This is a genomic window from Chryseobacterium indologenes (assembly GCF_001295265.1).
Classification (GTDB): domain Bacteria; phylum Bacteroidota; class Bacteroidia; order Flavobacteriales; family Weeksellaceae; genus Chryseobacterium; species Chryseobacterium indologenes_A.
The window spans coordinates 21401-45893 of the sequence record NZ_LJOD01000001.1 but is presented as its reverse complement, the minus strand read 5'-3'; the positions used below and the strand labels follow the sequence as shown (position 1 = coordinate 45893).

The window sequence follows — 24493 nt, the reverse complement described above, 5'->3', positions numbered from 1 at the left end:
TACAACTACAACTCGTTTTGATTCAGCTGTGACTAATCACGAAGATAATAATTTTTGAAAGCAATTCACAACAGTACAGAAGTACTGATAATCAATTGTTAGGCTGTGACTAATCACGAAGATAATAATTTTTGAAAGCAATTCACAACCTTTCCAGCGTATAGACCAAGCCTCAATTTGCTGTGACTAATCACGAAGATAATAATTTTTGAAAGCAATTCACAACTGCCTGAAGGATGAAAAAGTCTCTTGAAACGCTGTGACTAATCACGAAGATAATAATTTTTGAAAGCAATTCACAACTTTCTTCCGGTGGTTACATCTATTACTGGTGCTGTGACTAATCACGAAGATAATAATTTTTGAAAGCAATTCACAACGTATCTCACTGATAGCTTCTCAGAAGGCTTGCTGTGACTAATCACGAAGATAATAATTTTTGAAAGCAATTCACAACAAAATATGCTAAAGGGCGAAAACGCGTATAGCTGTGACTAATCACGAAGATAATAATTTTTGAAAGCAATTCACAACACGCCGATCTTTTGCGCTAAGCTATCGCTAGCTGTGACTAATCACGAAGATAATAATTTTTGAAAGCAATTCACAACTTACTGCCTTCTCCTCCGTGTCTTTGGTTTGCTGTGACTAATCACGAAGATAATAATTTTTGAAAGCAATTCACAACTCTTGGATTCTTCACTCAAAATGTAGAGATGCTGTGACTAATCACGAAGATAATAATTTTTGAAAGCAATTCACAACCCTGCGCCTTCTTCATATTGTCTACTTCTGGCTGTGACTAATCACGAAGATAATAATTTTTGAAAGCAATTCACAACCCTGCCACTGTCTGTTCTTTCTGTTGAGCTGCTGTGACTAATCACGAAGATAATAATTTTTGAAAGCAATTCACAACACGTCAGCGGCGCATTCGCGGAAGCGAATCGCTGTGACTAATCACGAAGATAATAATTTTTGAAAGCAATTCACAACCTGAGGCTCAAAAAGGTACTCCGGTTACACGCTGTGACTAATCACGAAGATAATAATTTTTGAAAGCAATTCACAACGTTGACACCACTTGCTCAACGGCTATAAAAGCTGTGACTAATCACGAAGATAATAATTTTTGAAAGCAATTCACAACGTGAGGATGCTCCGGAGATTCCTCAATGTTGCTGTGACTAATCACGAAGATAATAATTTTTGAAAGCAATTCACAACTATATCTAGGAGTATCACGAAATTCTTGGAGCTGTGACTAATCACGAAGATAATAATTTTTGAAAGCAATTCACAACATGAAGAACTCGAAGTCGATGAGAGTACCAGCTGTGACTAATCACGAAGATAATAATTTTTGAAAGCAATTCACAACTCAAGCCTCATATTTCCTTCTTTATCGAAAGCTGTGACTAATCACGAAGATAATAATTTTTGAAAGCAATTCACAACCCAAAATAAAGCCCCTGCATTAACAGGGGTGCTGTGACTAATCACGAAGATAATAATTTTTGAAAGCAATTCACAACTAGGGTGGCACTTTAAAAGAAAATTATGTAGCTGTGACTAATCACGAAGATAATAATTTTTGAAAGCAATTCACAACGGTAGTTGCATTAATATAAAATCTTCATATGCTGTGACTAATCACGAAGATAATAATTTTTGAAAGCAATTCACAACTGTTATCTGGGGCAGTGATTTCGGTAATTTGCTGTGACTAATCACGAAGATAATAATTTTTGAAAGCAATTCACAACATACCCTGATAACTGTCGTTAGCATCAGCTGCTGTGACTAATCACGAAGATAATAATTTTTGAAAGCAATTCACAACATCAAGTGACAATATTCCAACTGCCTGACAGCTGTGACTAATCACGAAGATAATAATTTTTGAAAGCAATTCACAACTAAATTCAATAGGAACAGAAAGTCCGGCAAGCTGTGACTAATCACGAAGATAATAATTTTTGAAAGCAATTCACAACTCTCTTGATACCAAACTTGCCACAGCAGAAGCTGTGACTAATCACGAAGATAATAATTTTTGAAAGCAATTCACAACACACTCAAAACATACCTATTCGGATTAAAAGCTGTGACTAATCACGAAGATAATAATTTTTGAAAGCAATTCACAACGTAACGCACCTTGAAAACATAACAGCCTGGCTGTGACTAATCACGAAGATAATAATTTTTGAAAGCAATTCACAACTTAGATTCGATAAAAGCCTTTCTTATTGCTGCTGTGACTAATCACGAAGATAATAATTTTTGAAAGCAATTCACAACTCCGTGCAGATCAGGCCGTTATTAATGATTGCTGTGACTAATCACGAAGATAATAATTTTTGAAAGCAATTCACAACTCCGGACCGGGCTTGCCTTTCAAGATATTCGCTGTGACTAATCACGAAGATAATAATTTTTGAAAGCAATTCACAACGTCCTGAACATGTTCCAGATTCATGGCCCCGCTGTGACTAATCACGAAGATAATAATTTTTGAAAGCAATTCACAACTATGTTAATAAAGGGATGGTATTGGAAGTAGCTGTGACTAATCACGAAGATAATAATTTTTGAAAGCAATTCACAACAAAGTCTCAATAACAAAGGTACTTTCCTCTGCTGTGACTAATCACGAAGATAATAATTTTTGAAAGCAATTCACAACGCTCTTCCTTCTTTGGAATAGAAAGATGTTGCTGTGACTAATCACGAAGATAATAATTTTTGAAAGCAATTCACAACCGTTTTCCCTTACAGCTTCATATTGAGCAGGCTGTGACTAATCACGAAGATAATAATTTTTGAAAGCAATTCACAACATTTAAAACCTGACACCTTTATCTTTCAATGCTGTGACTAATCACGAAGATAATAATTTTTGAAAGCAATTCACAACGAGACCTTGGAGGTAAGCCTGTTGGAGCAGGCTGTGACTAATCACGAAGATAATAATTTTTGAAAGCAATTCACAACTACAAGCTCAGAAAGCGAACGAGCTCAGCAATTGTCCATTGTAAAAGCTGAAAACTACGCAGTATTATTCCTACTGATGCATAATTTTATTTATTCTTTTACGGATAGCCGTAAATCTTTTTAAATAATTTTTTATATCTATGTAAAGTGAAATAAAAGTCCTGATCAATCTTTTATTTACAAAAATATTTTAACCACAAAATTCCAAAAAAATAAAAAAAACAATTTTATTAACTGCATTTGGTGTAGCTGGCCTAATGAGCGCAAAAGAAGACAAAAAAGAGATCAAAGAAAATTTACAAACGAAAGAGCAAAAGGAAACACAAAAGGCAAAAATGCAATGTCAAACAGTCGGCATCCTGATAGGATGTACAGACGAAGTATTAGATGATATAATATGCTGGGGGTCGGGTTCTCATAACGCAACATATGAGGACGCGCGAAAAGAAGAGCTGCATAACGCTCGTTTGCTTAACGAGTTTTATTGTGGTGAATAACATTTAAATAATTATTAATATGCGGTTACTTGTTTTATTATCAGTCGTCACGTACGGCCTAATGTACTCTCAGTCTAATATCATTAAATCTCAATATGAGGTAATTTATAGAGTGAAGATGTTACGTGATACGCTAGCAAAGGAAAATGTTATAGAAGAAGATCTCTCTCTCCTCGTTAATGGTCAAAAGTCTTTGTTTAAAAGTACTCAAAAGGCGGTTTCTGATTCGGCACTGATGGCAATAGGCAAAGAGCAGTTTGAAAATCCGGTTAATGGTAAAGTTGTCATTGACCTAAGAAAAGTTCCTTCTGTTAGATTTCCTTCTGAAGTTTATTTTGATAATGGAAAACAGACCGTATATAAAGAATTATTGAAAAATCAATTTGCATATCCTTTGGGTGATATAATTGATTCGAAACTACACAATGAAACAAGAAAAATAGGCTCTTATACCTGCAAAAAGGCTGAAGGAACCTATAAAGGGAGACATTATATCGCATGGTATACAAACGAAATACCGATTTCTGATGGTCCTTATGTTTTTAAAGGCTTGCCTGGGTTAATATTAGAAATATTTGATACTAAAGGTTATACAATCTTTTCTATGATCAGCATAAAAAAAGCTGAAAAACCTATCATACCGATTAAAGAAGCAATAAGTACAACTTATCAAGCATTTTGCAAAGCAAGGCAGAATTATTTAGACGATCCTGCTGGCACGGTCTCAGCTAGAACTGGAATTGCTTTAAAACCTGCTAATATTGAATCAATAAAAAGCAGGATCAGAAGTAATAACAACTTCATTGATTAAAAGAGTTTATTAAATTTCCATTAGGAAATTCATGGTTATCAGTTTTTATCCTCGGGGAAGTCCGGGGATTTTTTGTAGATAACTTTTTAATGCGTCAAGTTCTGTTGTATAAAGGATTTAGCTTTACAGTATGAAAATTTAACATCATTTTGATGTAAATTGGTTCGACATGTACAAAATTTTGCGATATGAAAGCAATCGGAAATTTAGAGTTATTTGCATTGGAAATACAGATGCTGTAGTGTTGACGCCGTTAGAAGAGCGTTTACATGCTGGCGGTTATAGTGCTTTTCCAAGTGCTGCGCTTGACTTTACGGACGAATCGATTGATTTTTTAAAACTGCTGGTGAAAGATCCGGTAACGACTGCTGTGACTAATCACCAAGATAATAATTTTTAAAGAATTTCTTTTATAAAGTCAGTAATGACTACCGATTCGTTAGAGTCAGAATGAACTGCAGGATATAAGTTGGCTGACAGATAAAGACATGAATAATGTCTTTTCATGGCTTTATTTTTGCTGCAAAGAAAATATTTTTAAACAGTAACCATAAAAACTATTAAATAATAACCCATGAAAGTACATTTAATTATTCTCATTTTATTTTCTTCGTTCCTTTTCGGTCAGAATTCAAGCTTTATCTATGATTTGAAATACAAACCGAATTCAGACAGCACCAAAACTGAAAAAGTTACCTATTATCTGGATGTAAGGGAAAAGGAGTCCCTGTTTCGTTCCAATAAATTCAGGAGGTCAGATTCATTGAGGGTAAAGAGAGGTACTCCTGAAGGATATGATACCCAATTTAATAACAGACAGCTGTACGTCAAAAAGAATTTCACATCTAATGAAACCAAGAGATATGTGTTTGTTCCCATAGTATACAAGACATATGCTATTGATATTACAGATCAGCTTGACTGGAAAATTTCAGATGAGAAACAAATGATCGGCAGCTATAACTGTCAGAAAGCTGAAGTAAACTATGGCGGAAGAAGCTGGCAGGCATGGTTTACTACAGATATAGCTATTTCTGACGGACCTTATATTTTTAAAGGCCTCCCCGGGTTAATCGTAAAAATAAATGATGAAAAATCTGATTTTCAGTTTAATCTGGTTCAGGTAAAGAATTTCAACTGGAAAGAACTGTATCCTGCAAAAATTGAAAAAATGATTGCCTGGAGCGATTATGAAAAGCTTCAGAGTGACTTTTACAGTGACCCGATTTCTGCCATAAAACCATCTGCTATTATCAACTATGATGAGGCAGGAAATATTGTAAAAACTGATTTGAGAGAGATGAGAGAAATGATGAAAAAACACATCCGCGCACAAAATAACCCTATAGAACTTAATCATAAAGTGGAATATAAATAGAGAATACAGCAGAAATTATCCACAAATAAAGAGCATTCGGAAAGGCAGAGATCATTATCTTTTTCGTCGTTTTACTTGCTTTACGGGAAAAACAGGGATATGAATATATTTCTTGATGTATGTTAAGGTGATAATAGGATGAGGTTTTCTATTTTTGGAATCTCAAAATTGATGATTTTGAACTTTTAAACTTTAAGTAAAGAAAATTTTTAAACAAACTAAATAGTATGAAAAAACTTAGCGTAATTGCATTAGTAGGAGTAGGATTGCTTGCAGCATCATGTAATAAAGAAAAATCAGCAGAAACTCCGGCAGCGGCTCAGGAGCAGGCGGTTGCAGAAAGCAAAGGAGAAGTATTGGCAGTGGACACTGTTGCTTCTATCGTAAACTGGAAGGCTTTCCATAAAGGAGGTTTTGCTCCGCGTTGGGGTACACTTAACGTAAAATCAGGAGATCTAAGTGTTGAAGGAGGACAGGTTACCGCAGGAAACTTTGTTATTGACATGAACTCTCTGAAAGTTGATCCGGCTTCAGTAACTGAAAAAGATAAAAAACCTGAAGATCTGGTAGCACACCTGAAAAACGAAGACTTTTTTAACGTTGAAAAAAATCCTGTTTCAGATTTTAAAATTACAAGCGTAGCAGATCTTAAAGAGGCGCCTAAAGATGCCGTAGCAGGAGCTAACAAAACAGTAAGCGGAAACCTTACCTTATTAGGAAAAACAATGAATGTAACTTTCCCTGCTAAGGTAGATGTAGCTGAAGGTACTGCGGCTATCCAGGCTAAATTCACGGTAAACAGAGCAGACTGGGGAATCAAATTCGGTACATCAGAAGCAGATCCTGCAGAATGGATGATCAGCAAAGACATCGAGATTGCAGTTGATGTAAAAGCTAAAAAATAAACTTATCAGATTATAGATAAAAAAAAACGCTTCAGAAAACTGAAGCGTTTTTTTGTCAGATTATTTAACAATTTCATTATAATATAAAGGGAGATTGCTGTCCTTATCAAATCCCATGATAATGATGCGGTAATTTTGAGCATCGTCATTGTTATAAAACTTAATGGAAGGATCTTCGCTGGATTCCATGTCAAAAGCTGGATTCCAGTAAAGGATGCTTCGGCTGTCTTTTTGAATACGGTTGAATGCTCCGCCTGAATAATCCAGGTTATTAAATATCTCAGGTCTGTCATATCCTCTGAGTGAAATCTGCTTGAGCTGGGAAAACATCTCAGAAGTGGGGATTTTCCCCTGGCTTCCGCCTCTTTTCGTATAGATGAGAATAGCGCCGCCGGATCCGCCTGCGAACCCTCCCATAAAATAATCTTTGATAATCTTTACCATAGCAACATCAGACATGGAGAGAAATGAAATCTGCTCAGGGTTTATAATCATCTCATCCAGGTAAATCATAGGCTGGGCTCCTCTGATCAAAGGAACAAAAGCGCCTTCTCTGTGCTGTATCTGAAGACCCGCAACCCTGCCTTGCAGCCATTGCATAACATTCGTGTGTCCCTGAGCTTTACCTTCATCATTAACAAAATCAAATACGGTTTCATTACTGCTCCTGAATAAAGGACTGCTTAATTCGTCATTGAGTTTCTTGGTCAGGTCTTTTTTCTGTGCTCTTAATTTTACCTCCTGAATATTGATTATTTTTTCATTAATCAGTTTCTGGTTGCTTTTTGTCGTTATAGAGCGGGTAATCTCTTCAGGAAGAGGATCATTGGGTAAGCGCTTCGTGAGAATGTATCTGCTTTCAGGCAGGCTGCTTCTGTACGGGACAAAACTATAATTAGGCTGAAAAATAACCTGAACCTGCTCTTTAGGAACCTTGGTTTCTTTATTCTCTCCATTTAACTGATAATGAAATTTAAACATATCGTGAAAAATCAGTCCGCCCAATGTGAAGAATCCATTCGCATCTGTTTTTACAGGATAAAGCCCCATGCTTTGTTTTTCTGTGTTGAATATTAAGTTTAAAGTGGCATTGGGGGCCGGCTTTCCTAGCACAGATACCTTTCCTTTGTAAGAAATATATTGTTCCGGATTATTTTTGATGACCGGGAAATCGCCTGCTATAACAGATCTCCAGTCAAATCTTTTCCATTTTTCAGAAATTAAAACAGCATCCAGGGCATCAGAATTATGCCCCTTCGTAAAATATTGATAAGGAGAAGACAGCTTAGAAGTTATATCCCCGGTAAGCCATAAGGTGCTTAAAAGGCTGTTATCTTCTTCAGTGCTTTGAAAACGGCCATCCGACACAGCTATAGTATAATTAGACACTCTGCTGTCTGTATTTATTTTAAAGGAATTTAAAGCACGCGGCGTTTCATTAAATGAAGGAGACTGCAGAGTGGGCTGTTTCACTTTTAGCAGGTCTGGTTTTATAAAGCAAAGTCTCTGGGCAACAACAGCATCTTTATCATCAATAACAATGATCTGGAGGATGCCGTTAACAAGTTGTCCTGCGGGTATTGTATATACTTTTTCGTCAGATAAAGTATGGATGACAGACTTGAAAACCAGCTGGTTGTTAATGGTACCCATAACTTTATAAAAAGTACTGGGATTAGCTATGTTTTTTGATTTTAATGAATACCTGATGCCATCCGTTCTGCTTTCAACCTGAAGATTAATTCCGGAAGATGAAACAGGAGGAAGGTCAATCGTTTTCTGGTTCCCTTTTGCATCCTCTAAAAAGAGTTGGTACGTTTTACCGCTTTGAGGAGTCATACGAAACGAGCCTACATTCTCATCAAAACCTTTAAAACTTACAATCTTCTCATCAGGCTTTGCCGTATCAATAACATAACCATTCCAGCCGGAAGGCATGGCGCCTTTAGATTGTATCCTCACCGCAAGTTTTGTATTGATACCGTTTATAAATGTGCCGCTTTCAGGATAAACAGAGGCCGTCCATGGAGAATTGATGTTGAGCTCTAACTTTTCAGGAGAAGCCGGGTTGTAAACAGGAATTTCTTTTACCAGCTGAAAACTTTCGCTGAAGTTGGTCATCCAGGTGGTGTACGCCCTCATGTAATAAACGTCTTCTTTCATAGATTCCGGAAGAGTAAAGCTCCCGTTGCCCTGGCCGTCGAATAAAGGAACTAATTTTTTATCAATAAGTACCTTATTTCTGTCATATAATTCTACGAAGAGATTGGTCGAAATATCAGAAGGGGTGTATCCTTCAAATACAAAAGATTTAAACCATATATTTTCTCCGGCTAAATAACTGTTTTTATTCAGCAGCAAATGAATTTTTTCCTGAGGAAATTTTTCTTCAAGCGTCTGAAGCGCCAATTCTGCTTTATCCTGAGCTGAAAGACCCGCGAAAGCATTGAAAGTAAAGAATAGTATTAGTTTTTTTGACATCTGGGTTATTTACTTTTTGAAAAGTTTTTTAATAATGATTAAAAATACACTATTTGTTTTTCCAGAACAAGTATTTTTGCGGAATGTTATTGTATCTCTTTATTATTAATATAACCGTATTCATTATTTATGGTTATGATAAATACCTTTCTAAACGCCATAAAAGACGAATCTCTGAAAATGCCCTTTTAGGACTTTCTCTTCTGGGAGGGATTATAGGTGCGGCGTCAGGAATGATTATTTTTAACCATAAAACCTCAAAAAAATCATTTCTTGTCCGGTTTTTTCTGGTGGTTTTAATTGATGTGGTGCTGTTGTATCGGTTGATAAGACATTAATATGACAAAAAAACACCTCAAAAAAGAGGTGTCTTTTATTAAACAATAAGCTGTACATTTCCCTGAATGATATAGCTTAAATTAGGTTCGTTAAATCCTGTTATTTTAATGACCAGAAAGCCATTTTCATTTTCAATGGTTGTGATTTGTGAGTTGCCAACATCTTTAGGAGATAGGTTTTTCCCGAAAATATCTCCGTAGAACCACCTGCCGAAAGAATAGGTGGCTACATAAATGTTGTATTTGGCAAACATCATATATTCCTGGAACTTAATTTTGGTTTTGATCTTGATGCCAAAATTAGAAGGATTACTTCCGATGAGTTCATGAGTGCAGTCAGGAATGCTGCCAGCTTTTCCATCACCCACATCACCACTTCTTGTTACTGGGATTACACCAAATTGTCTTTTTACATTACCAATGGCTTTAGCATCATTGTCTTTTATGTGGCCAAATGAGACTATATTGGTAAAATCTCCTACAATCCAGTTATCAGGAAGGCTGCCATTGCCCTCGTAAATAGGAAGTTCATATTTCATATAATTCCTTTCCTGAGAAACATTCATAAGACCTCTGTAAGTGTAGCCTTGATGTATTTTATTAATACCAACAATACTGTTGTTTCTCCAGCTGCCGGTTACTTCTCTATCTTCTTTACTATTATTGGGAGGTCCTGAAAAATTAGGACCTATCAACGGACGGTCTGTACTGTTAAAATAACCATTAGATATTTCAAAATTTCCATTACGAACATCTGATAAATCAATGACATCTTTGATATATTCCGCATATAATCCGTTAATGGTTACTCCCAGGCAATCTTGTTCAAACTTCATTCCTGTATTTCCGCCTTCTGTTGTTGCTGAAATGATAGTAGTTGCTGTAGTGCCATTGGTAAAGAGGAATCCTAAATTTCGGGTTGCCGTCATTCTTTCTAAAAGCAATGCATTATTCTGCCCAAGAAATTGATAGCAATACTCGTCAGGAACAGGTACTTCTCTTGACACATGAGTTGCTATAATATTTTTCAAAACAGTGTAAAAGCAGTTATCGAATTTTATAGCAGATATGCAGTCCGAAAAATTAATGTTTTCCAGAGAACATCCATGACAAAAATTGACAAAATGTAAACCTGTCCCACAGTGAACAAAATTAGCATCTTTAATTTGGGATGAAATAACTACATGGGTTCCGTATGTTGTCAGAAGGTTAGATTGTAAACTTTTAGCCTGGGTGTTCGCATCCGTTTTTAAATAGGCTGTTTCTATAATAGTATTATCACCTGCAGCATTTCCTTTGAAAGTAGCGCCATTACAATAAAAAATTAAATTAGAAGTGATGTAAATGGTTTGGTTGATAAGATAAGTCTTACTGCCGTTAAACTTTAAGGAACCTCTTCCTACAATAGAGAGGTACAAAACAGCATTGTTAATACTGTCAGTATCATCAGTAGTACCATCACCTTTAGCTCCGAAGATGCCAATGTCGATAGGTTCGCCATTGTTAATTACCGTTTGGTTAGCATAAAAAACTCCATTGCGATTTCTGAAAATAGTACCGTCTTCAATTGGAACGCTAAGAACTCTTTGGTAAACATAAGGTTCAAAAGTAAATTCATCAATCAGTTCTATTATATCCTGATCGGGAATGGTACTTGTTGGTGAGAAAAATTCATTCGTTAAAATCATAAAATTTGTTTTTTGATGTTATTAATTCCGTTTCCTGCAGGAAAACTTCTGAAACAAAAGTAATAGGGGACAGCGACAGAACTTGACGTGTTATATATTTTATATCTATAGAGATAAAAAATGTACATTCAGTATAATTTCTAAATAATATTTTCTGAATAGATTGATATTATTTTTGTAGAAACAGGTGCGGATAAAATGTAAAACAAAGAAATAGCAGAACTCAATGTCCTGTATCTTTTCCGGAGATTTTAAACAGATTTTATCTAATTTTCTCATTATGAAATTGTTAAATATTACAGAAACTTTTTAATTAATTCATTTAAAATCACTATTTTTGCACCCGTAAAAATCCTATATGCAAAACATTAGAAATATTGCGATTATCGCACACGTTGACCACGGGAAAACGACTTTGGTTGACAAAATCATTCACGCTACCAACATTTTCCGGGAAAATCAGGAAAGCGGGGAATTAATTATGGATAACAATGATCTTGAAAGAGAAAGAGGGATCACCATCTTATCCAAGAATATTTCTGTTACCTATAAAGACACAAAAATTAACGTAATTGATACTCCTGGTCACGCCGATTTTGGTGGAGAAGTAGAAAGAGTATTAAAAATGGCTGATGGAGTTATCCTATTGGTGGATGCCTTCGAAGGACCAATGCCACAGACCAGGTTCGTACTTCAGAAAGCTTTGGAATTAGGCTTGAGACCATTAGTGGTGATCAATAAAGTAGATAAGCCAAACTGCCGTCCGGACGAAGTTCACGATCAGGTATTTGATTTATTCTTCAACCTTGAAGCTACTGAAGAACAGCTTGATTTCCCTACTTTCTACGGTTCTTCAAAACAAGGCTGGTTCAACACTTCATTAGAGCAGACCGAAGACATTTTACCGTTATTGGATGGGATTTTACAATACGTTCCTGCTCCAAAAGTAGAAGAAGGAAACCTTCAGATGCAGATTACTTCTCTTGATTACTCTTCATTCCTGGGAAGAATTGCAATTGGAAAAGTAACAAGAGGGGAGATCAAAGAATCCCAGTGGATTGGCCTAGCTCAGGCAGAAGGTAAAATTGTAAAAGGGAAAGTAAAAGAACTTTACGTTTTTGAAGGATTAGGAAAGAAAAAGGTAACCGAAGTACAGGCAGGAGATATTTGTGCCGTAGTAGGATTTGATTCCTTCCAGATCGGTGACTCTTTCGTTGATCTTGAAAATCCTGAACCATTGGAAAGAACAGCAATTGATGAGCCTACACTGAACATGACGTTCTCTATCAACAATTCACCTTTCTTCGGTAAAGACGGTAAATATGTTACGTCTAATCACCTGAAAGAAAGATTAACGAAAGAATTAGAGAAAAACTTAGCATTAAGAGTTCAGCAGACCGATGATGCCAATACTTTCCTTGTATTCGGTAGAGGTATTCTTCACTTATCCGTTTTAATTGAAACCATGAGAAGAGAAGGATATGAAATGACCATCGGCCAGCCGCAGGTTATCCTGAAAGAAATTGACGGGGTAAGCTGTGAACCTTACGAATCTTTAGTAGTGGATGTTCCTGAAGAGTTTGCTTCAAGGGTAATTGATTTAGCTACCCAGAGAAAAGGTGACCTTCATATTATGGAAACCAAGGGAGAAATGCAGCATATGGAATTCGAAATTCCTTCAAGAGGATTAATCGGGTTACGTTCCCAGATGTTAACTGCTACTGCCGGAGAAGCTATTATGGCACACCGTTTCACAGAATATAAGCCTTTCAAAGGAGTTATTCCTGGAAGAAATAATGGAGTGCTGATCAGTAAAACAACAGGCCCGGCTACAGAATATTCAATTAATAAGCTACAGGACAGAGGTAAATTCTTTGTTGATCCGGGTGAGGAAATCTATACAGGAATGATTGTTGGAGAACAGAACAAGCCGGGAGATCTTGTGGTAAACATTGTTGAAGCAAAACAGCTGAACAATATGCGTGCTGCCGGAAAAGATAAAGATACGGGAGTAGCTCCGAAAATCTTATTCTCACTTGAAGAATGTATGGAATATATTCAGGGGGATGAAGCCATTGAGGTAACTCCGAATTTCATCAGAATGAGAAAGAAAATCCTTTCCGAAGAAGAAAGAAAAAGAGTGGAAAGATCTGCAAAAGCTTAAGAAATTTCTTACTATAAAATCAAAGCCTCGATTTTTCGGGGCTTTTTTTCTAAGAAAAAGTCCCGAAAATATTTATTTTGGCATAATAATCTCTAAGAATAAAAATAAATTTAAAATAGTTTTTCCAGACTATGAGAATGAACATCATAAAGCTTATCATTTTAACAGGGGTTTTTGCATCTTACAGCAGCTGTTCCGTGCAAAGCAATACCGTTAAAACAGCACCTCCGAAAAATACAACAAAACCCAATACCTCAGTAACTCAACCGAAAGAGCCGGTAGCCGTTAAACCACCTGTAAGTCCGCAGAATGAAGAAAACTTCAGAACCACCCTTCCGGAAGTGAAAAGGGAATTCCGTGGTGCATGGATTGCAAGTGTTGCCAACATCAACTGGCCTTCAAGAAACAACCTTACCGTTGATCAGCAGAAAGCAGAAGCCATCAGTATGCTGGATATGCTGAAAGATAATAATTTCAATGCTGTCATTTTTCAGATAAGACCTTCCGCAGATGCTCTATATACCAGCAGCATCGAACCGTGGTCATATTTCCTGACCGGACAGACCGGAACCGCTCCTTACCCCAATTACGATCCGCTGCAATTCTGGATTGAAGAATCCCATAAAAGGGGATTAGAGCTCCACGTATGGCTCAACCCTTACCGTGCCCATCATTCAAACGGAGGCACTGTAAACGGACATTCAATGGCCAGCAAACTGTCTGATATTGTGGTGAAGCTGAAAAACGGAATGTATTGGTTTGATCCGGCAAATCCGAGAACCCAGGGGCATGTTTCCAATGTTGTAAAAGATATTGTAAAAAGATATGATATTGATGCTGTTCACTTTGATGACTATTTCTATCCTTATGCCACTTACAACAGAGGGGCAGACTTCCCGGATAATGCATCATGGAATGAATACCTCAGAAACGGGGGAACCTTATCCAGGGCAGACTGGAGGAGAGATAATGTCAATAAATTTGTAGAAAGAATCTATAAAGAAGTTCATGCTGAAAAAAATTATGTGAAATTCGGGATCAGCCCTTTCGGAATCTGGAAACCGGGGTATCCTGCCGGAATTGTGGGATCTTCTCAGTATGACGAATTATACGCTGATGCTAAATTATGGCTGAATAAAGGCTGGGTAGACTATTTCTCACCGCAGCTGTACTGGCCGATAGATGCAAAAGGTCAGGGGTTTGAAGCCCTGCTGAACTGGTGGAAAACAGAAAATACAATGAACCGCCACGTATGGCCGGGGCTGAATACTGTTGAAATAAAAGTAGCAGACCGTCCTGCTGAAATTAAAAACCAGATTGAGATTTCCAGGCAGATCCTGAAGAATGATGCCGGGGAAATTCATTGGAGTATTGCAGGACTAACCAAAAACCCTAATATGCTTCCTACCCTGAAAAACGGGCCTTATAAAGAAAAAGCTCTGGTTCCGAAATCGCCATGGATAAAAGCAGCTCCGTTACAGACCCCGACCCTGTTTATTACAGATAACGGAAATGCTGTTCAGGCCGGATGGAGCACTAAAAATATAGGAGATGTATTCCAATGGATTCTTTTCACCCAATACAACGGAGTCTGGGAAACCGAAATCCTCACACTTGACAACCTTTCTAAAGATATTCCGAAGCATAAGAACGGTCAGAAACTGAATGCTGTGGCCATAAAAGCGGTAGATAGGCTAGGAAATGAAAGTGATTATACTGCAAGAAAGGTGAAATAGTCTCTTAAAAATAGCAAAACAAACAATTCAATATAAGAAAGTACTTTGCCCTAATGATAAATCTGCCAGATTTGTGAGAATTTTTCTACAAATCTGGCAGATTTTTTATGAACGAGTTTAAAGCAATCAAAGAGTACAATATTTTCATGAAACAATACTACAGGAAATAAACAAGCCGACAAAATTATTTTAGAATAACTATAAATTATTAACTTAAAATAATGAAATTCAATAAAATATACAGGTTTATGGCTGGATTTTATTGACCATAAATGCTTTATCGGAACCATTTTTGCATGATTAATTCCATAATCACCAAAATATAACATTATGAATACTAACCGACTTTCCGCGAATGTGGAAAAAGCACTTAGTGATCAGATGAACAAAGAAATTCATGCATCACACGTTTTTTTGTCTTATGGAATCTGGGCTGATGATAAAGGATATCAGGGAATTGCCAATTTCCTTTACCGGCATGCACAGGAAGAAAGAAACCATTCTATTAAATTCATGGAATACATTCTGAACAGAGGCGGAAAACCTAAAGTAGATGCTATTCCCGCGCCGCCCGCTGATCCTGAATCTCTGTCAGCCTGCTTTGATGGTGTTTTCAAACATGAGGTAGACAATACCACAGCCATCTATAAAATTGTAGATCTGGCACTGGAAGAAAAAGACTGGGCAACATGGAATTTTATGCAATGGTTTGTTCAGGAACAGATTGAAGAAGAAACACTGGCTCAAAACCTCATTGATAAATTAAAAATTGCAGGTGGCGACCGTGCTACCGATGAATCGCTGTTTACACTGGATATGGCCATGCAGGAAGCCCCTAATGATGTTCCGCTGGCTCAGGATGCCACAGGCGATAATCCGTAAGCCTGATGATTTAGCCTGATTTCGGGGAATTTAAGATATGTGCAGGAAGCTGGAAAAGGGTGACAGGAAGTTAATTTTGCTTATAATTATTAACGGTTACCTACAATTAAATAACTTTAAAAAGAAGGGAGTTTATGATCCCTGCTGCTCCTTTCTTCCACCTCGCGGTTTTAAGCCTATCTAAATCAGGAATTCTTATTTGCAATTAACATTACTTAAATCTGTCGGAATCCGGCAGATTTTTTTATTATGAAACTCACTCTAAAATCACTATCTTTGCACGCTTAAAGTTCAAGGTTCAGTAATTCAGCGAAAAGTCATAAAAAACTTTAAACCTATTGCATTGAACTTTAAACCTAAACCTTAAAACTTTGAATTTTACAATATGAAATGTGGAATTGTAGGCCTTCCGAATGTAGGTAAATCAACACTTTTTAACTGTTTAAGCAACGCAAAAGCTCAATCAGCGAATTATCCTTTCTGTACTATTGAACCGAATCTGGGGACAGTATCAGTGCCGGATCAGAGATTGTTTGAACTGGAAAAAATAGTAAAGCCGGAGAGAGTATTGCCGGCTGTTGTGGAAATTGTTGATATTGCAGGTCTTGTAAAAGGAGCCAGCAAAGGAGAAGGGCTGGGGAACCAGTTTCTTGCCAATATCCGTGAGTGTGAAGCCATCATCCACGTTTTAAGATGCTTTGATAACGGAAATATCGTTCACGTTGAAGGATCTGTAGACCCGTTAAGAGATAAAGAAATTATCGATATTGAGCTGCAGCTTAAAGATCTTGAAACCGTTGGTAAAGCCGTTGAGAAAGCTAAAAAATTCATTAAGTCGGGAAAAAAAGAAGATATCCTTACCTATGAAACCCTTCAAAATCTGCAGAAATTCCTGGAAGATGGTAAAAATGCAAGAGAGTTTGCTGTAGATGATCTTACAAAATCTATTATCGGTGAAGTTCAGCTTTTGACGAATAAGCCGGTTCTTTACGTTTGTAATGTAGACGAAAACTCAATCAAAAACGGAAACGAATGGGTGGGTAAAATTGAAGAGATGGCTAAAAATGAAGGCGCAGAAGTAGTGGTTTTAGCTGCTCAGATTGAAGCAGACATCAATGAGCTGGAAACTTTTGAAGAAAGAGAGATCTTCCTTGATGAACTTGGTCTTCAGGAACCGGGAGTAAACCGTCTGATCAGAAAAGCATATGACCTCTTGAAACTTCAGACATACTTTACAGCCGGAGTAAAAGAAGTAAGAGCCTGGACGATAGGACAGGGTTGGACAGCTCCTCAGGCAGCAGGGGTAATTCACTCAGATTTCGAAAAAGGATTCATCCGTGCAGAAGTAATAAAATATGAAGATTACATCACCTACGGTTCAGAAGTAAAAATAAAAGAAGCCGGAAAACTTTCCGTAGAAGGGAAGGAGTATATTGTGAAAGATGGTGATATTATGCACTTCAGATTCAACGTATAAGAAAATATTAAAGTTAGTTATAATTAAAAAACGTTTCCATGAATTTGGGAGCGTTTTTTGCATTCATATAGTAAACTTTAACTATGAAAATTTTATACTTTGCAGCTCTTGCCACGATTTTTTCGTGTTCTGAATCTGCTGAAGACAACTGTTTTGTTAACAGCAGAGATGAGATCTATGGTAAATACGAAGAACAGAAACCTTATACGGTACAGCAGATCCTTAATGAAAAACCTGCTTACCTTGAAATTATAAACCTTAAGAAATACCGGGATTTTAAAAAAGACAGTACAGCAGCCCATACTTACGATCAGGAATATGATGAGAACTTTAAGAAAAAAGAAACTGATTTTAAACTGTTTGATGAAAAATTTTCTAAACAGTTCTGGTATATCGCCCGGCAGCAGGTGGGGAATGTGTTGTATGCCCTGGGCAATAACAATTTAGGATACTGGTTATTAAAGATTGAAAATAACAAGCCTTCGGCGTATTTTCTGGGGCTGAGTTTCAGTCATTATTACTTCAATAAAATTCAGCAGCAGCCTATTATTCAGGGAGAATATCTTCAGATAGAAGGAAGTCTTGTGAAAATTATTAAAGTAGGAGGACTTCCTGGTTATGATGATTATTCCGCGATGGAAGACGGAAAATTATTTAAAATAAAAATAAAGGACCTGATGAAGGATACGGATAAAGACGGGTACAATAATATTTTTGAAAAAAGCATGGGCCTGAATCCTGATGATAAAGATACAGACGGAGACGGCATTAATGATTTTGATGATATGAATCCAATGTATAAATCAGGGAAAAATAAATTTACCCGGCTGTATGAATTACTGCTTCTGAACAATGGTTACGGAGAAGCAGACCAGAGAAAAAGGAACTATTCTTTTATGGTATATGAAAGCGGCTGTGATTATTTTCATCAGGTCAGTCCGGAATTCAGGGTGCTGTTTATACCGGAAGATAAAAGAAAGCAGACAGCTTATACAAGGGTAACGGAGATTACGGATGGGAGCATTTCGAGAATACAGAAAAATGCAGAAAATCCCGGAATATTCTACATTTATGAATCCGGCAGCAGTTCCTCCAATGATTATTCTGCTGAATATAAAAATGGGAAATGGGAGATACAGTGGGTAGGAGGCATAGTGATCTGATTGATACAGGACTGAAGCCTGAAGAAGGGAAGTAGTGAAGGTCGTGAATCATAAGTTTCAATCTGTTTTATCTTCAGGTGTTTTGATTTTGCAGGGATTTTCAGTACCTATAACTAAAAGTAGCTTCAATAAAAAACGTATCCGGAAATCCGGATACGTTTGTATAAATGATCATTTTATACTGTTATTTTAATAGCTTTTATGGGTATAACGGGTCCGGAACATATCTGCACTCGGGCTCTGCACATGAAATTCCGGTAGTTGTGCATCTTCGCGTATCCAGATTAAGGCATCTCATTAATCCTCCGGAGATTGTTCTTAATTCTTTTTTATGCAGTTTTCTGCCGTTTTTGAAATCTTTCATAGTCAATGATATCAAAATTATGGAATGATCTCAATAGGTACTCTGCACTCTCTCTGTGCACACTTGGGAGAATACATCGTACATCCGTTAGGGTCAGAAGACGGCTCACACGGTGGATTGGTGCATAATACCGGTTCCATACAGTTAAGAAGCCCTCCTGCGATTGTTCTCAATTGTTTTTTGCTAAGCTTTTTTGCGTTGAATAGAGTTTGTTTTTTCATTGTTTTGATTTTTAGTGTATTAGTTATAACGAATGTAGAAAAAATAAATGAAATATATCACTTAGTGTAGATAAAATGTATTTTTTTATAAATTTTCATTCCGGTACAGTTTTGTATATTTGAATTATACAAATTGTCTGAAATGGAAAAAATGCACCACACTTCACTTGAAGATTTCTATAAAGAGATGGCCGCCAAACTAGGAAAAGACCTCGAAAGTATTTTCCCGAAAGGCCTTCATAAAGATATAGGACATTTTAATGTTTTTGACATCAGGCAGACGATAGAAAGAGCAAGAACAACCTCAGAAATGCCCTATAACAGGAGAAGATATTATAAAATCAGCTTAATCAGAGGTAAAAACAGGGCAGAATATGCAGATAAGATTATACCTATAGAAAAGAATGCTTTATTATTTGCTACTCCCAAAGTGCCCTATCATTGGATTCCCCAGGATCCTGATCAGTCCGGAAGCTTCTGTGTATTTACAGAAGATTTTTTTGTCAAATCCCAATCCCGGTTTTCTTTGGAAGATCTGCCCATATTTCAACCCGGCAATGTTCCATTGTTTGAAATAGAGGATGAGCTGGCAGATGAAATTGAAATTTTATTCACGAAAATTAAAAAAGAAATTGATTCTGATTATATCTTTAAGTATGACCTCATCAGAAATTACGTACTGGAATTGATTCATTACGGACAGAAATTACAGCCGGCGGCCAAACTCTCAACAGCTAATGATGCCTCCCTACGGGTGGTTTCCCTATTTATAGAACTTCTGGAAAGGCAGTTCCCCATAGAGTCTTCAGAGCAGCGGCTGCAGCTGAAAACAGCAAAAGATTATGCTGACAGGCTGGCTATCCATGTAAATTATCTGAATAAAAAACTAAAAGAGAATACCGGAAAAACTACCACAGAATTTATTGCAGACCGCCTTATTCAGGAAGCTAAGATCATGCTTCGGCAGACTCAATGGAGTGTGTCTGAAATTTCCTATGCGCTCGGCTTTGAGGAAATTGCCCACTTCTCAAACTTTTTCAAAAGAAAAACATCATTTACGCCGCTTCAGTTTCGTTCATGATTTGAATTTTGCAAATTTCAGATTGATTCAGGCAAACACTTCTTCACGGAAATATCCCAACTTTGTATCATTAAAATCAAACAAAAATGACAGCAAAAACAAAAATAGCTTTAATAACAGGAGGAAGCCGCGGGCTTGGTAAAAATGCAGCCCTTAAAATCGCCCAAAAAGGATTAGACGTAATCATTACCTATAAAAACAGCAAAGAAGAAGCAGAAGCAGTTGTTGATGAAATAAAAGCCCTGGGGCAGAAAGCTGCGGCTTTTCAGCTGGATACCAGAGATGTGAAAGGTTTCGGGACATTCGTAAAAGAAGTAACAGAACATCTTGAACAGGAAACAGGAACCCCGAAAATAGACTTCCTCGTTAACAATGCAGGAACAGCTCTATATGCCCCGATCATGGAAGTAACCGAAGAGCAGCTGGACGATGTTGTTGATATCCATTTTAAAGGCGTGTTTTTCCTGACTCAGAAAATGCTTCCGTTTATGAATGACGGTGGGGGAATCATCAATATTTCTTCAGGACTGGCAAGATTTGCCTTACCCGGATCATCCGTTTATGGCTCTATGAAAGCAGGCGTAGAAATGCTGACGAAATATATGGCTAAGGAATTGGGGCCAAGAAGAATTAAAGCCAATGTTCTCGCACCAGGCGCTATAGAAACTGATTTTGGCGGCGGAAGAACCAGGGATGATCATAATGTCAATTCAATGATTTCCAGTATAACGGCATTAGGCAGGGCAGGCCTCCCGGATGACATTGGTGGAATAGTGGCTTTTCTGTGTACAGAAGACGCCGGCTGGATCAACGGGCAGAGAATTGAAGCTTCCGGGGGAATGTTTTTATAGAATATTTCAGACAAGGCAGAAAAATAAAAGCAAAAGAACCAATTCCATCCAATTGGTTCTTTTTTTATAAGTATACGCTAATTTACCTTTTCTTTTTTCCCTATCTTTAATATCATAATCTTAACAGCACCCAGATGTTTAAAGAATTCTTTGATCAGTTTCCTTATATCCTGCTTGGGCTGGAAGTCTTATATCTCCTGGGAACGGTTTTTCTTGCCGGTAAGATCATTATGGATACACGAACGACCAGCAAAACGCTTGCATATCTTATGCTCATTATATTTCTTCCTGTAGCAGGAATTATTATATACTTTGTCTTCGGGGTCAATTACAGGAAAAATAAATTTTACACCTTTAAAATAGAACGGAATGAACAGGTATACCGTACCGTGGCCCAATATATTCGTAAAACTCATGAAAAAGCGTTGGGAGAACATAAAGAAGAAGTATGGAACTTCATCACAACGGTTAATTTTCTGTATCACGCTGCCCGCTCTCCCTTATCACAGGGAAATCATACTGAAATTCTGGTAAACGGGGAAGGAAAATTTACGAAAGTGTTTGAGGTGCTTGAAAGGGCCCGGCATCATATCCATCTTGAATATTACATTTATGATAATGATGAAATAGGAAACAGACTTGCTGATCTCCTGATAAAAAAAGCAGAAGAAGGTATAAAAGTACGTTTCCTTTATGACGATATGGGAAGCGGAAAGATAGGGAAGAAACTTTTAAAAAGACTGAAAGAAGGTGGAGTGGAAGTATCCCCTGTCAATAAAATTACCTTCAGGCTTCTAGCCAACAGAGTAAACTACAGGGATCACAGAAAAATTATTATTGTGGACGGATCTGAAGTTTTTACGGGGGGAATCAACGTTTCAGATAAATACATCAATCCTAATCCCGGACAGTACTGGCGGGATATACACCTTTACATCAAAGGAGAGGCTGCTTTTTACTTTCAGTTTCTGTTTTTAAGCAGCTGGACCTTTGCCGCGGAAAAGCTTCCGGAAATTTCGCAGGATTATTTTGATTACAAAAATATTGGCGGAGGCAGTTCATTGGTACAGACGGCTGCTAGCGGTCCGGACACCAGGCCTTCCATTATGCTGAGCACCCATTCAGCCATTCTCGCAGCCAAAAAAAGAATTTATATGGTTACTCCTTATTTCATTCCTGTAGAAACAGTGCTGAATGCCATTAAGCAGGCTGGTCTTTCCGGTCTGGATGTAAGGCTGATGGTTCCGAAATCGGGAGATTCAGTAATTGTGAATGCAGCGGCTTATTCCTATTATGAGGAGCTTTTAGAGAATAATGTCCGTATTTTCCTTTATAAAAAAGGCTTTATTCACGCCAAAACCATGCTGATAGATGACAATTTTTCAAGCATCGGAACGGCTAATATGGATGCCCGAAGCCAGGAATTGAATTTTGAAGTCAATGCACTGGTGTTTGATCATAAAATCAATGAAAAGCTTCACAGCATTTTTCTCGAAGATATGAATGACTGTGAAGAAATTTTTCTTGATGCATGGCGGAAAAGACCTAAATATAAAGTCTTTTTTGAACATATGGCAAGACTGCTTTCCCCGCTTATATAAAGGGTTGTACTTTTGAAAGATGTTCAATCGCTTTTTCCAGAGTTTCCTGCTTTTTGGCAAAACATAGCCTGATGACATGATCATTTCTCTTATTCCGGTAGAATGATGAAAAAGGAACGCTGGCCACTTTATGACGGATGGTGAGCTCGCTGGCAAAATCAAAATCATTCTGATCTGAAATGGCATCATATTTTACAGCCTGAAAATACGTGCCTTCACAATCCAGAAGCTTAAAAGAAGTCCCGGCTAACCCTTTTCGCAGGAAATCTCTTTTCTCCTGGAAAAATGCATTCAGATGAAGATAATGTTCATCATTTTTCATGTATTCTGCCAGAGCCAGCTGAATAGGAGTATTGACACAGAAAACATTGAACTGATGAACTTTTCTGAATTCATCCGTCAGGTTTTTGGGAGCTGCACAATAGCCGGTCTTCCATCCTGTAACATGGAAAAGCTTTCCGAATGAAGCTACCAAAAGACTCCTTTCTTTAAGCTCAGGATATTGGCAGATGCTTAAATGCTGTTGTCCGTCAAAAACAATATTTTCATATACTTCATCACTTAAAATCAGAATGGATGTTCCCTTTACCAGTTCAATAAGTTCCTGCAGATCTTTTTCCTTTAAAATCTTTCCCGAAGGATTATTCGGGTTATTCAGGATAATCATTTTAGTCTTTTCGCTCACCAGTCCTTTTACCATTGTCCAGTCGATTTCATAATCAGGAGCTTTCATTTCAAAGCGTCTGACAATACCTCCAAAAAGCTCTACTGTTGGTTCATAACAATCGTAAGCGGGTTCAAAAATGATCACCTCATCTTCTTTTTTTACAAAAGCAGCAATCGCTGTAAAAATAGCCTGCGTACCGCCTGCGGTAACGGTTATCTCGGAATCCGGATGATAAACTGCACGATGGCTGTTCTCAATTTTCCTTGCAATTTCTTCCTTCAATACCGGCATTCCTCCCAGAGGAGCATACTGATTAAAGCCCTTTTTAACAAAATAATCAACATGATCCAGCAGTTCAGAATCCGGCATAAAATCCGGAAATCCCTGGGAAAGATTAATGGCTTCATTTTCATTGGCCAATTGAGTCATCTGGCTGAAAATAGTAGTTCCTACATTGGAAAGCTTTGATATGGGAAGTTGTATCATTGACGTTGTTGTTTTTATGTTCCCGAATTTAATTATTTTTTGCAAAGAATAATCATAAGTACATAAAAAAGACTACCCGTAAATGGGTAGTCTGATATAAGATCTTGTTTTACGAAAAAATAGAGCAGTTTAATTTATTTAATGCTTTACAATAAATTGCAATGATCTGCTTTCTGAACCCGCATTTATCGTTAGGATATAAATTCCATTGATGAGATTGGATGTTGAGAATCTAAGTTTATTAGCTCCTTTTACCAATTTGGAATTCGTCATAAGAGTTTTTATTGGTCTGCCATAGTAATCAACGACTTTAGCTGTTATTTTCGCTTCTGCTTTTAACGTGAAATCTACATTTGCCATATCAGATACAGGATTGGGCGAAAACTTAATATTCTCCTCAAATACAGAAGTATTACCTGTTTCTTTATTTTCTTCATTGCAGCCTTCATCACAGAAAATCTCTCCATTTTTAACGTTTTCATTGATAGAAACTAAAAAGTGACATACACTTCCATATTGTTTATCAGGATTATCTGTCAGAGATTGTGAGACCGCAAAATTATAGTTTTCAATAGTATTTATGCTGGTATTGGCCAGCTGAAAATTAAAGACAACCGGAAGATATTCTTTTGATGCTAGGGCAATAATGAATAAGCCCGGGAATTTGAGCCTCAAAAGAAAGAGGCATAATAATTATTAACAAAA

At 37.1% G+C, this 24493-nt stretch carries 20 protein-coding genes and 1 CRISPR repeat array (1 of these 21 only partly in view); of the genes, 14 read left to right on the top strand and 6 right to left on the bottom strand.

Going from position 1 to position 24493, the window contains the following annotated elements:
- A CRISPR array of direct repeats spans positions 1-2997; the repeat unit is 47 nt; unit sequence GCTGTGACTAATCACGAAGATAATAATTTTTGAAAGCAATTCACAAC; it reaches 2282 nt to the left of the window's first position.
- Between the two features lie 257 nt (positions 2998-3254).
- The 5 genes from AOB46_RS00195 (at position 3255) to AOB46_RS00175 (ending at position 6588) form a co-directional block, all read left to right on the top strand.
- Positions 3255-3494 (top strand): hypothetical protein, encoded by a 240-nt coding sequence (locus AOB46_RS00195; RefSeq protein WP_062696042.1) that lies wholly within the window; start codon positions 3255-3257, stop codon positions 3492-3494.
- 19 nt (positions 3495-3513) lie between these two features.
- Entirely contained in the window at positions 3514-4305 is a 792-nt protein-coding gene (locus tag AOB46_RS00190; protein WP_082376981.1) for a GLPGLI family protein, read from the top strand.
- A 169-nt stretch (positions 4306-4474) separates the two neighbouring features.
- Positions 4475-4705: a hypothetical protein gene (locus AOB46_RS00185; protein ID WP_062696040.1), complete on the top strand. Its 231-nt coding sequence runs from the start codon at positions 4475-4477 to the stop codon at positions 4703-4705.
- Positions 4706-4879: 174 nt separating this feature from the next.
- The gene (locus AOB46_RS00180; RefSeq protein ID WP_062696039.1) at positions 4880-5683 is read left to right on the top strand and encodes a GLPGLI family protein; all 804 of its coding nucleotides are present in this window, start codon (positions 4880-4882) and stop codon (positions 5681-5683) included.
- A gap of 227 nt (positions 5684-5910) precedes the next feature.
- Entirely contained in the window at positions 5911-6588 is a 678-nt protein-coding gene (locus AOB46_RS00175; protein WP_062696038.1) for a YceI family protein, read from the top strand.
- Between the two features lie 60 nt (positions 6589-6648).
- Here AOB46_RS00175 and AOB46_RS00170 read toward each other — a convergent pair whose 3' ends face one another.
- On the bottom strand, positions 6649-9069 hold the full coding sequence (locus AOB46_RS00170) for a hypothetical protein (protein WP_062696037.1): 2421 nt from the start codon (positions 9067-9069) through the stop codon (positions 6649-6651).
- A gap of 83 nt (positions 9070-9152) precedes the next feature.
- On the opposite strand from AOB46_RS00170, the gene AOB46_RS00165 reads away from it, so the two are divergent.
- Positions 9153-9407 carry a DUF1294 domain-containing protein gene (locus tag AOB46_RS00165; RefSeq protein ID WP_062696036.1) on the top strand — a complete coding sequence of 85 codons (255 nt, stop codon included), beginning with the start codon at positions 9153-9155 and terminating at the stop codon, positions 9405-9407.
- Between the two features lie 38 nt (positions 9408-9445).
- Here AOB46_RS00165 and AOB46_RS00160 read toward each other — a convergent pair whose 3' ends face one another.
- A complete protein-coding gene (locus AOB46_RS00160) occupies positions 9446-11095 on the bottom strand; it encodes a glycosyl hydrolase family 28-related protein (RefSeq protein WP_062696035.1) in 1650 nt (549 codons plus the stop codon).
- Between the two features lie 358 nt (positions 11096-11453).
- Here AOB46_RS00160 and typA point away from each other — a divergent pair, with 358 nt between their 5' ends.
- The 5 genes from typA (at position 11454) to AOB46_RS00130 (ending at position 18517) form a co-directional block, all read left to right on the top strand.
- The gene (gene typA, locus AOB46_RS00155; RefSeq protein ID WP_062696034.1) at positions 11454-13259 is read left to right on the top strand and encodes a translational GTPase TypA; all 1806 of its coding nucleotides are present in this window, start codon (positions 11454-11456) and stop codon (positions 13257-13259) included.
- 131 nt (positions 13260-13390) lie between these two features.
- Complete coding sequence (locus AOB46_RS00150) at positions 13391-14995, top strand: glycoside hydrolase family 10 protein (RefSeq protein ID WP_062696033.1); 1605 nt, start codon at positions 13391-13393, stop codon at positions 14993-14995.
- Between the two features lie 330 nt (positions 14996-15325).
- A complete protein-coding gene (locus tag AOB46_RS00140) occupies positions 15326-15877 on the top strand; it encodes a ferritin (protein ID WP_062696031.1) in 552 nt (183 codons plus the stop codon).
- A gap of 385 nt (positions 15878-16262) precedes the next feature.
- Positions 16263-17354, top strand: a complete 1092-nt coding sequence (gene ychF / locus AOB46_RS00135) for a redox-regulated ATPase YchF (RefSeq protein ID WP_062696030.1) — start codon at positions 16263-16265, stop codon at positions 17352-17354.
- Between the two features lie 83 nt (positions 17355-17437).
- Positions 17438-18517: a hypothetical protein gene (locus tag AOB46_RS00130; protein WP_062696029.1), complete on the top strand. Its 1080-nt coding sequence runs from the start codon at positions 17438-17440 to the stop codon at positions 18515-18517.
- A gap of 199 nt (positions 18518-18716) precedes the next feature.
- On the opposite strand, the gene AOB46_RS23595 is transcribed toward AOB46_RS00130, so the two are convergent.
- Both AOB46_RS23595 and AOB46_RS23175 read right to left on the bottom strand, forming a co-directional pair.
- Positions 18717-18881 carry a hypothetical protein gene (locus tag AOB46_RS23595; RefSeq protein ID WP_185113836.1) on the bottom strand — a complete coding sequence of 55 codons (165 nt, stop codon included), beginning with the start codon at positions 18879-18881 and terminating at the stop codon, positions 18717-18719.
- 17 nt (positions 18882-18898) lie between these two features.
- Positions 18899-19102 (bottom strand): hypothetical protein, encoded by a 204-nt coding sequence (locus AOB46_RS23175; RefSeq protein WP_131724285.1) that lies wholly within the window; start codon positions 19100-19102, stop codon positions 18899-18901.
- A 142-nt stretch (positions 19103-19244) separates the two neighbouring features.
- On the opposite strand from AOB46_RS23175, the gene AOB46_RS00120 reads away from it, so the two are divergent.
- From AOB46_RS00120 to cls, 3 genes are all read left to right on the top strand, one after another.
- Complete coding sequence (locus tag AOB46_RS00120; RefSeq protein ID WP_062696027.1) at positions 19245-20183, top strand: helix-turn-helix domain-containing protein; 939 nt, start codon at positions 19245-19247, stop codon at positions 20181-20183.
- Positions 20184-20269: 86 nt separating this feature from the next.
- Positions 20270-21034 carry an SDR family NAD(P)-dependent oxidoreductase gene (locus AOB46_RS00115; protein WP_062696026.1) on the top strand — a complete coding sequence of 255 codons (765 nt, stop codon included), beginning with the start codon at positions 20270-20272 and terminating at the stop codon, positions 21032-21034.
- 134 nt (positions 21035-21168) lie between these two features.
- Entirely contained in the window at positions 21169-22635 is a 1467-nt protein-coding gene (cls, locus tag AOB46_RS00110; protein WP_062696025.1) for a cardiolipin synthase, read from the top strand.
- On the opposite strand, the gene AOB46_RS00105 is transcribed toward cls, so the two are convergent.
- Together AOB46_RS00105 and AOB46_RS00100 are read right to left on the bottom strand one after the other, a co-directional pair.
- A complete protein-coding gene (locus AOB46_RS00105; protein WP_062696755.1) occupies positions 22628-23788 on the bottom strand; it encodes a methionine aminotransferase in 1161 nt (386 codons plus the stop codon). The genes cls and AOB46_RS00105 overlap by 8 nt on opposite strands.
- Positions 23789-23926: 138 nt before the next feature.
- Entirely contained in the window at positions 23927-24463 is a 537-nt protein-coding gene (locus AOB46_RS00100) for a T9SS type A sorting domain-containing protein (RefSeq protein ID WP_062696024.1), read from the bottom strand.
- Between the last annotated feature and the right edge of the window lie 30 nt (positions 24464-24493).

What these genes read in the sequence shown, in the direction of transcription:
- AOB46_RS00195 (WP_062696042.1), top strand. Translation starts at nt 3,255, where the DNA reads ATGAGCGCAAAAGAAGACAAAAAAGAGATCAAAGAAAATTTACAAACG.
- AOB46_RS00190 (WP_082376981.1), top strand. Translation starts at nt 3,514, where the DNA reads ATGCGGTTACTTGTTTTATTATCAGTCGTCACGTACGGCCTAATGTAC.
- AOB46_RS00185 (WP_062696040.1), top strand. Translation starts at nt 4,475, where the DNA reads ATGTACAAAATTTTGCGATATGAAAGCAATCGGAAATTTAGAGTTATT.
- AOB46_RS00180 (WP_062696039.1), top strand. Translation starts at nt 4,880, where the DNA reads ATGAAAGTACATTTAATTATTCTCATTTTATTTTCTTCGTTCCTTTTC.
- AOB46_RS00175 (WP_062696038.1), top strand. Translation starts at nt 5,911, where the DNA reads ATGAAAAAACTTAGCGTAATTGCATTAGTAGGAGTAGGATTGCTTGCA.
- AOB46_RS00170 (WP_062696037.1), bottom strand. Translation starts at nt 9,069, where the DNA reads ATGTCAAAAAAACTAATACTATTCTTTACTTTCAATGCTTTCGCGGGT.
- AOB46_RS00165 (WP_062696036.1), top strand. Translation starts at nt 9,153, where the DNA reads ATGTTATTGTATCTCTTTATTATTAATATAACCGTATTCATTATTTAT.
- AOB46_RS00160 (WP_062696035.1), bottom strand. Translation starts at nt 11,095, where the DNA reads ATGATTTTAACGAATGAATTTTTCTCACCAACAAGTACCATTCCCGAT.
- typA (WP_062696034.1), top strand. Translation starts at nt 11,454, where the DNA reads ATGCAAAACATTAGAAATATTGCGATTATCGCACACGTTGACCACGGG.
- AOB46_RS00150 (WP_062696033.1), top strand. Translation starts at nt 13,391, where the DNA reads ATGAGAATGAACATCATAAAGCTTATCATTTTAACAGGGGTTTTTGCA.
- AOB46_RS00140 (WP_062696031.1), top strand. Translation starts at nt 15,326, where the DNA reads ATGAATACTAACCGACTTTCCGCGAATGTGGAAAAAGCACTTAGTGAT.
- ychF (WP_062696030.1), top strand. Translation starts at nt 16,263, where the DNA reads ATGAAATGTGGAATTGTAGGCCTTCCGAATGTAGGTAAATCAACACTT.
- AOB46_RS00130 (WP_062696029.1), top strand. Translation starts at nt 17,438, where the DNA reads ATGAAAATTTTATACTTTGCAGCTCTTGCCACGATTTTTTCGTGTTCT.
- AOB46_RS23595 (WP_185113836.1), bottom strand. Translation starts at nt 18,881, where the DNA reads ATGAAAGATTTCAAAAACGGCAGAAAACTGCATAAAAAAGAATTAAGA.
- AOB46_RS23175 (WP_131724285.1), bottom strand. Translation starts at nt 19,102, where the DNA reads ATGAAAAAACAAACTCTATTCAACGCAAAAAAGCTTAGCAAAAAACAA.
- AOB46_RS00120 (WP_062696027.1), top strand. Translation starts at nt 19,245, where the DNA reads ATGGAAAAAATGCACCACACTTCACTTGAAGATTTCTATAAAGAGATG.
- AOB46_RS00115 (WP_062696026.1), top strand. Translation starts at nt 20,270, where the DNA reads ATGACAGCAAAAACAAAAATAGCTTTAATAACAGGAGGAAGCCGCGGG.
- cls (WP_062696025.1), top strand. Translation starts at nt 21,169, where the DNA reads ATGTTTAAAGAATTCTTTGATCAGTTTCCTTATATCCTGCTTGGGCTG.
- AOB46_RS00105 (WP_062696755.1), bottom strand. Translation starts at nt 23,788, where the DNA reads ATGATACAACTTCCCATATCAAAGCTTTCCAATGTAGGAACTACTATT.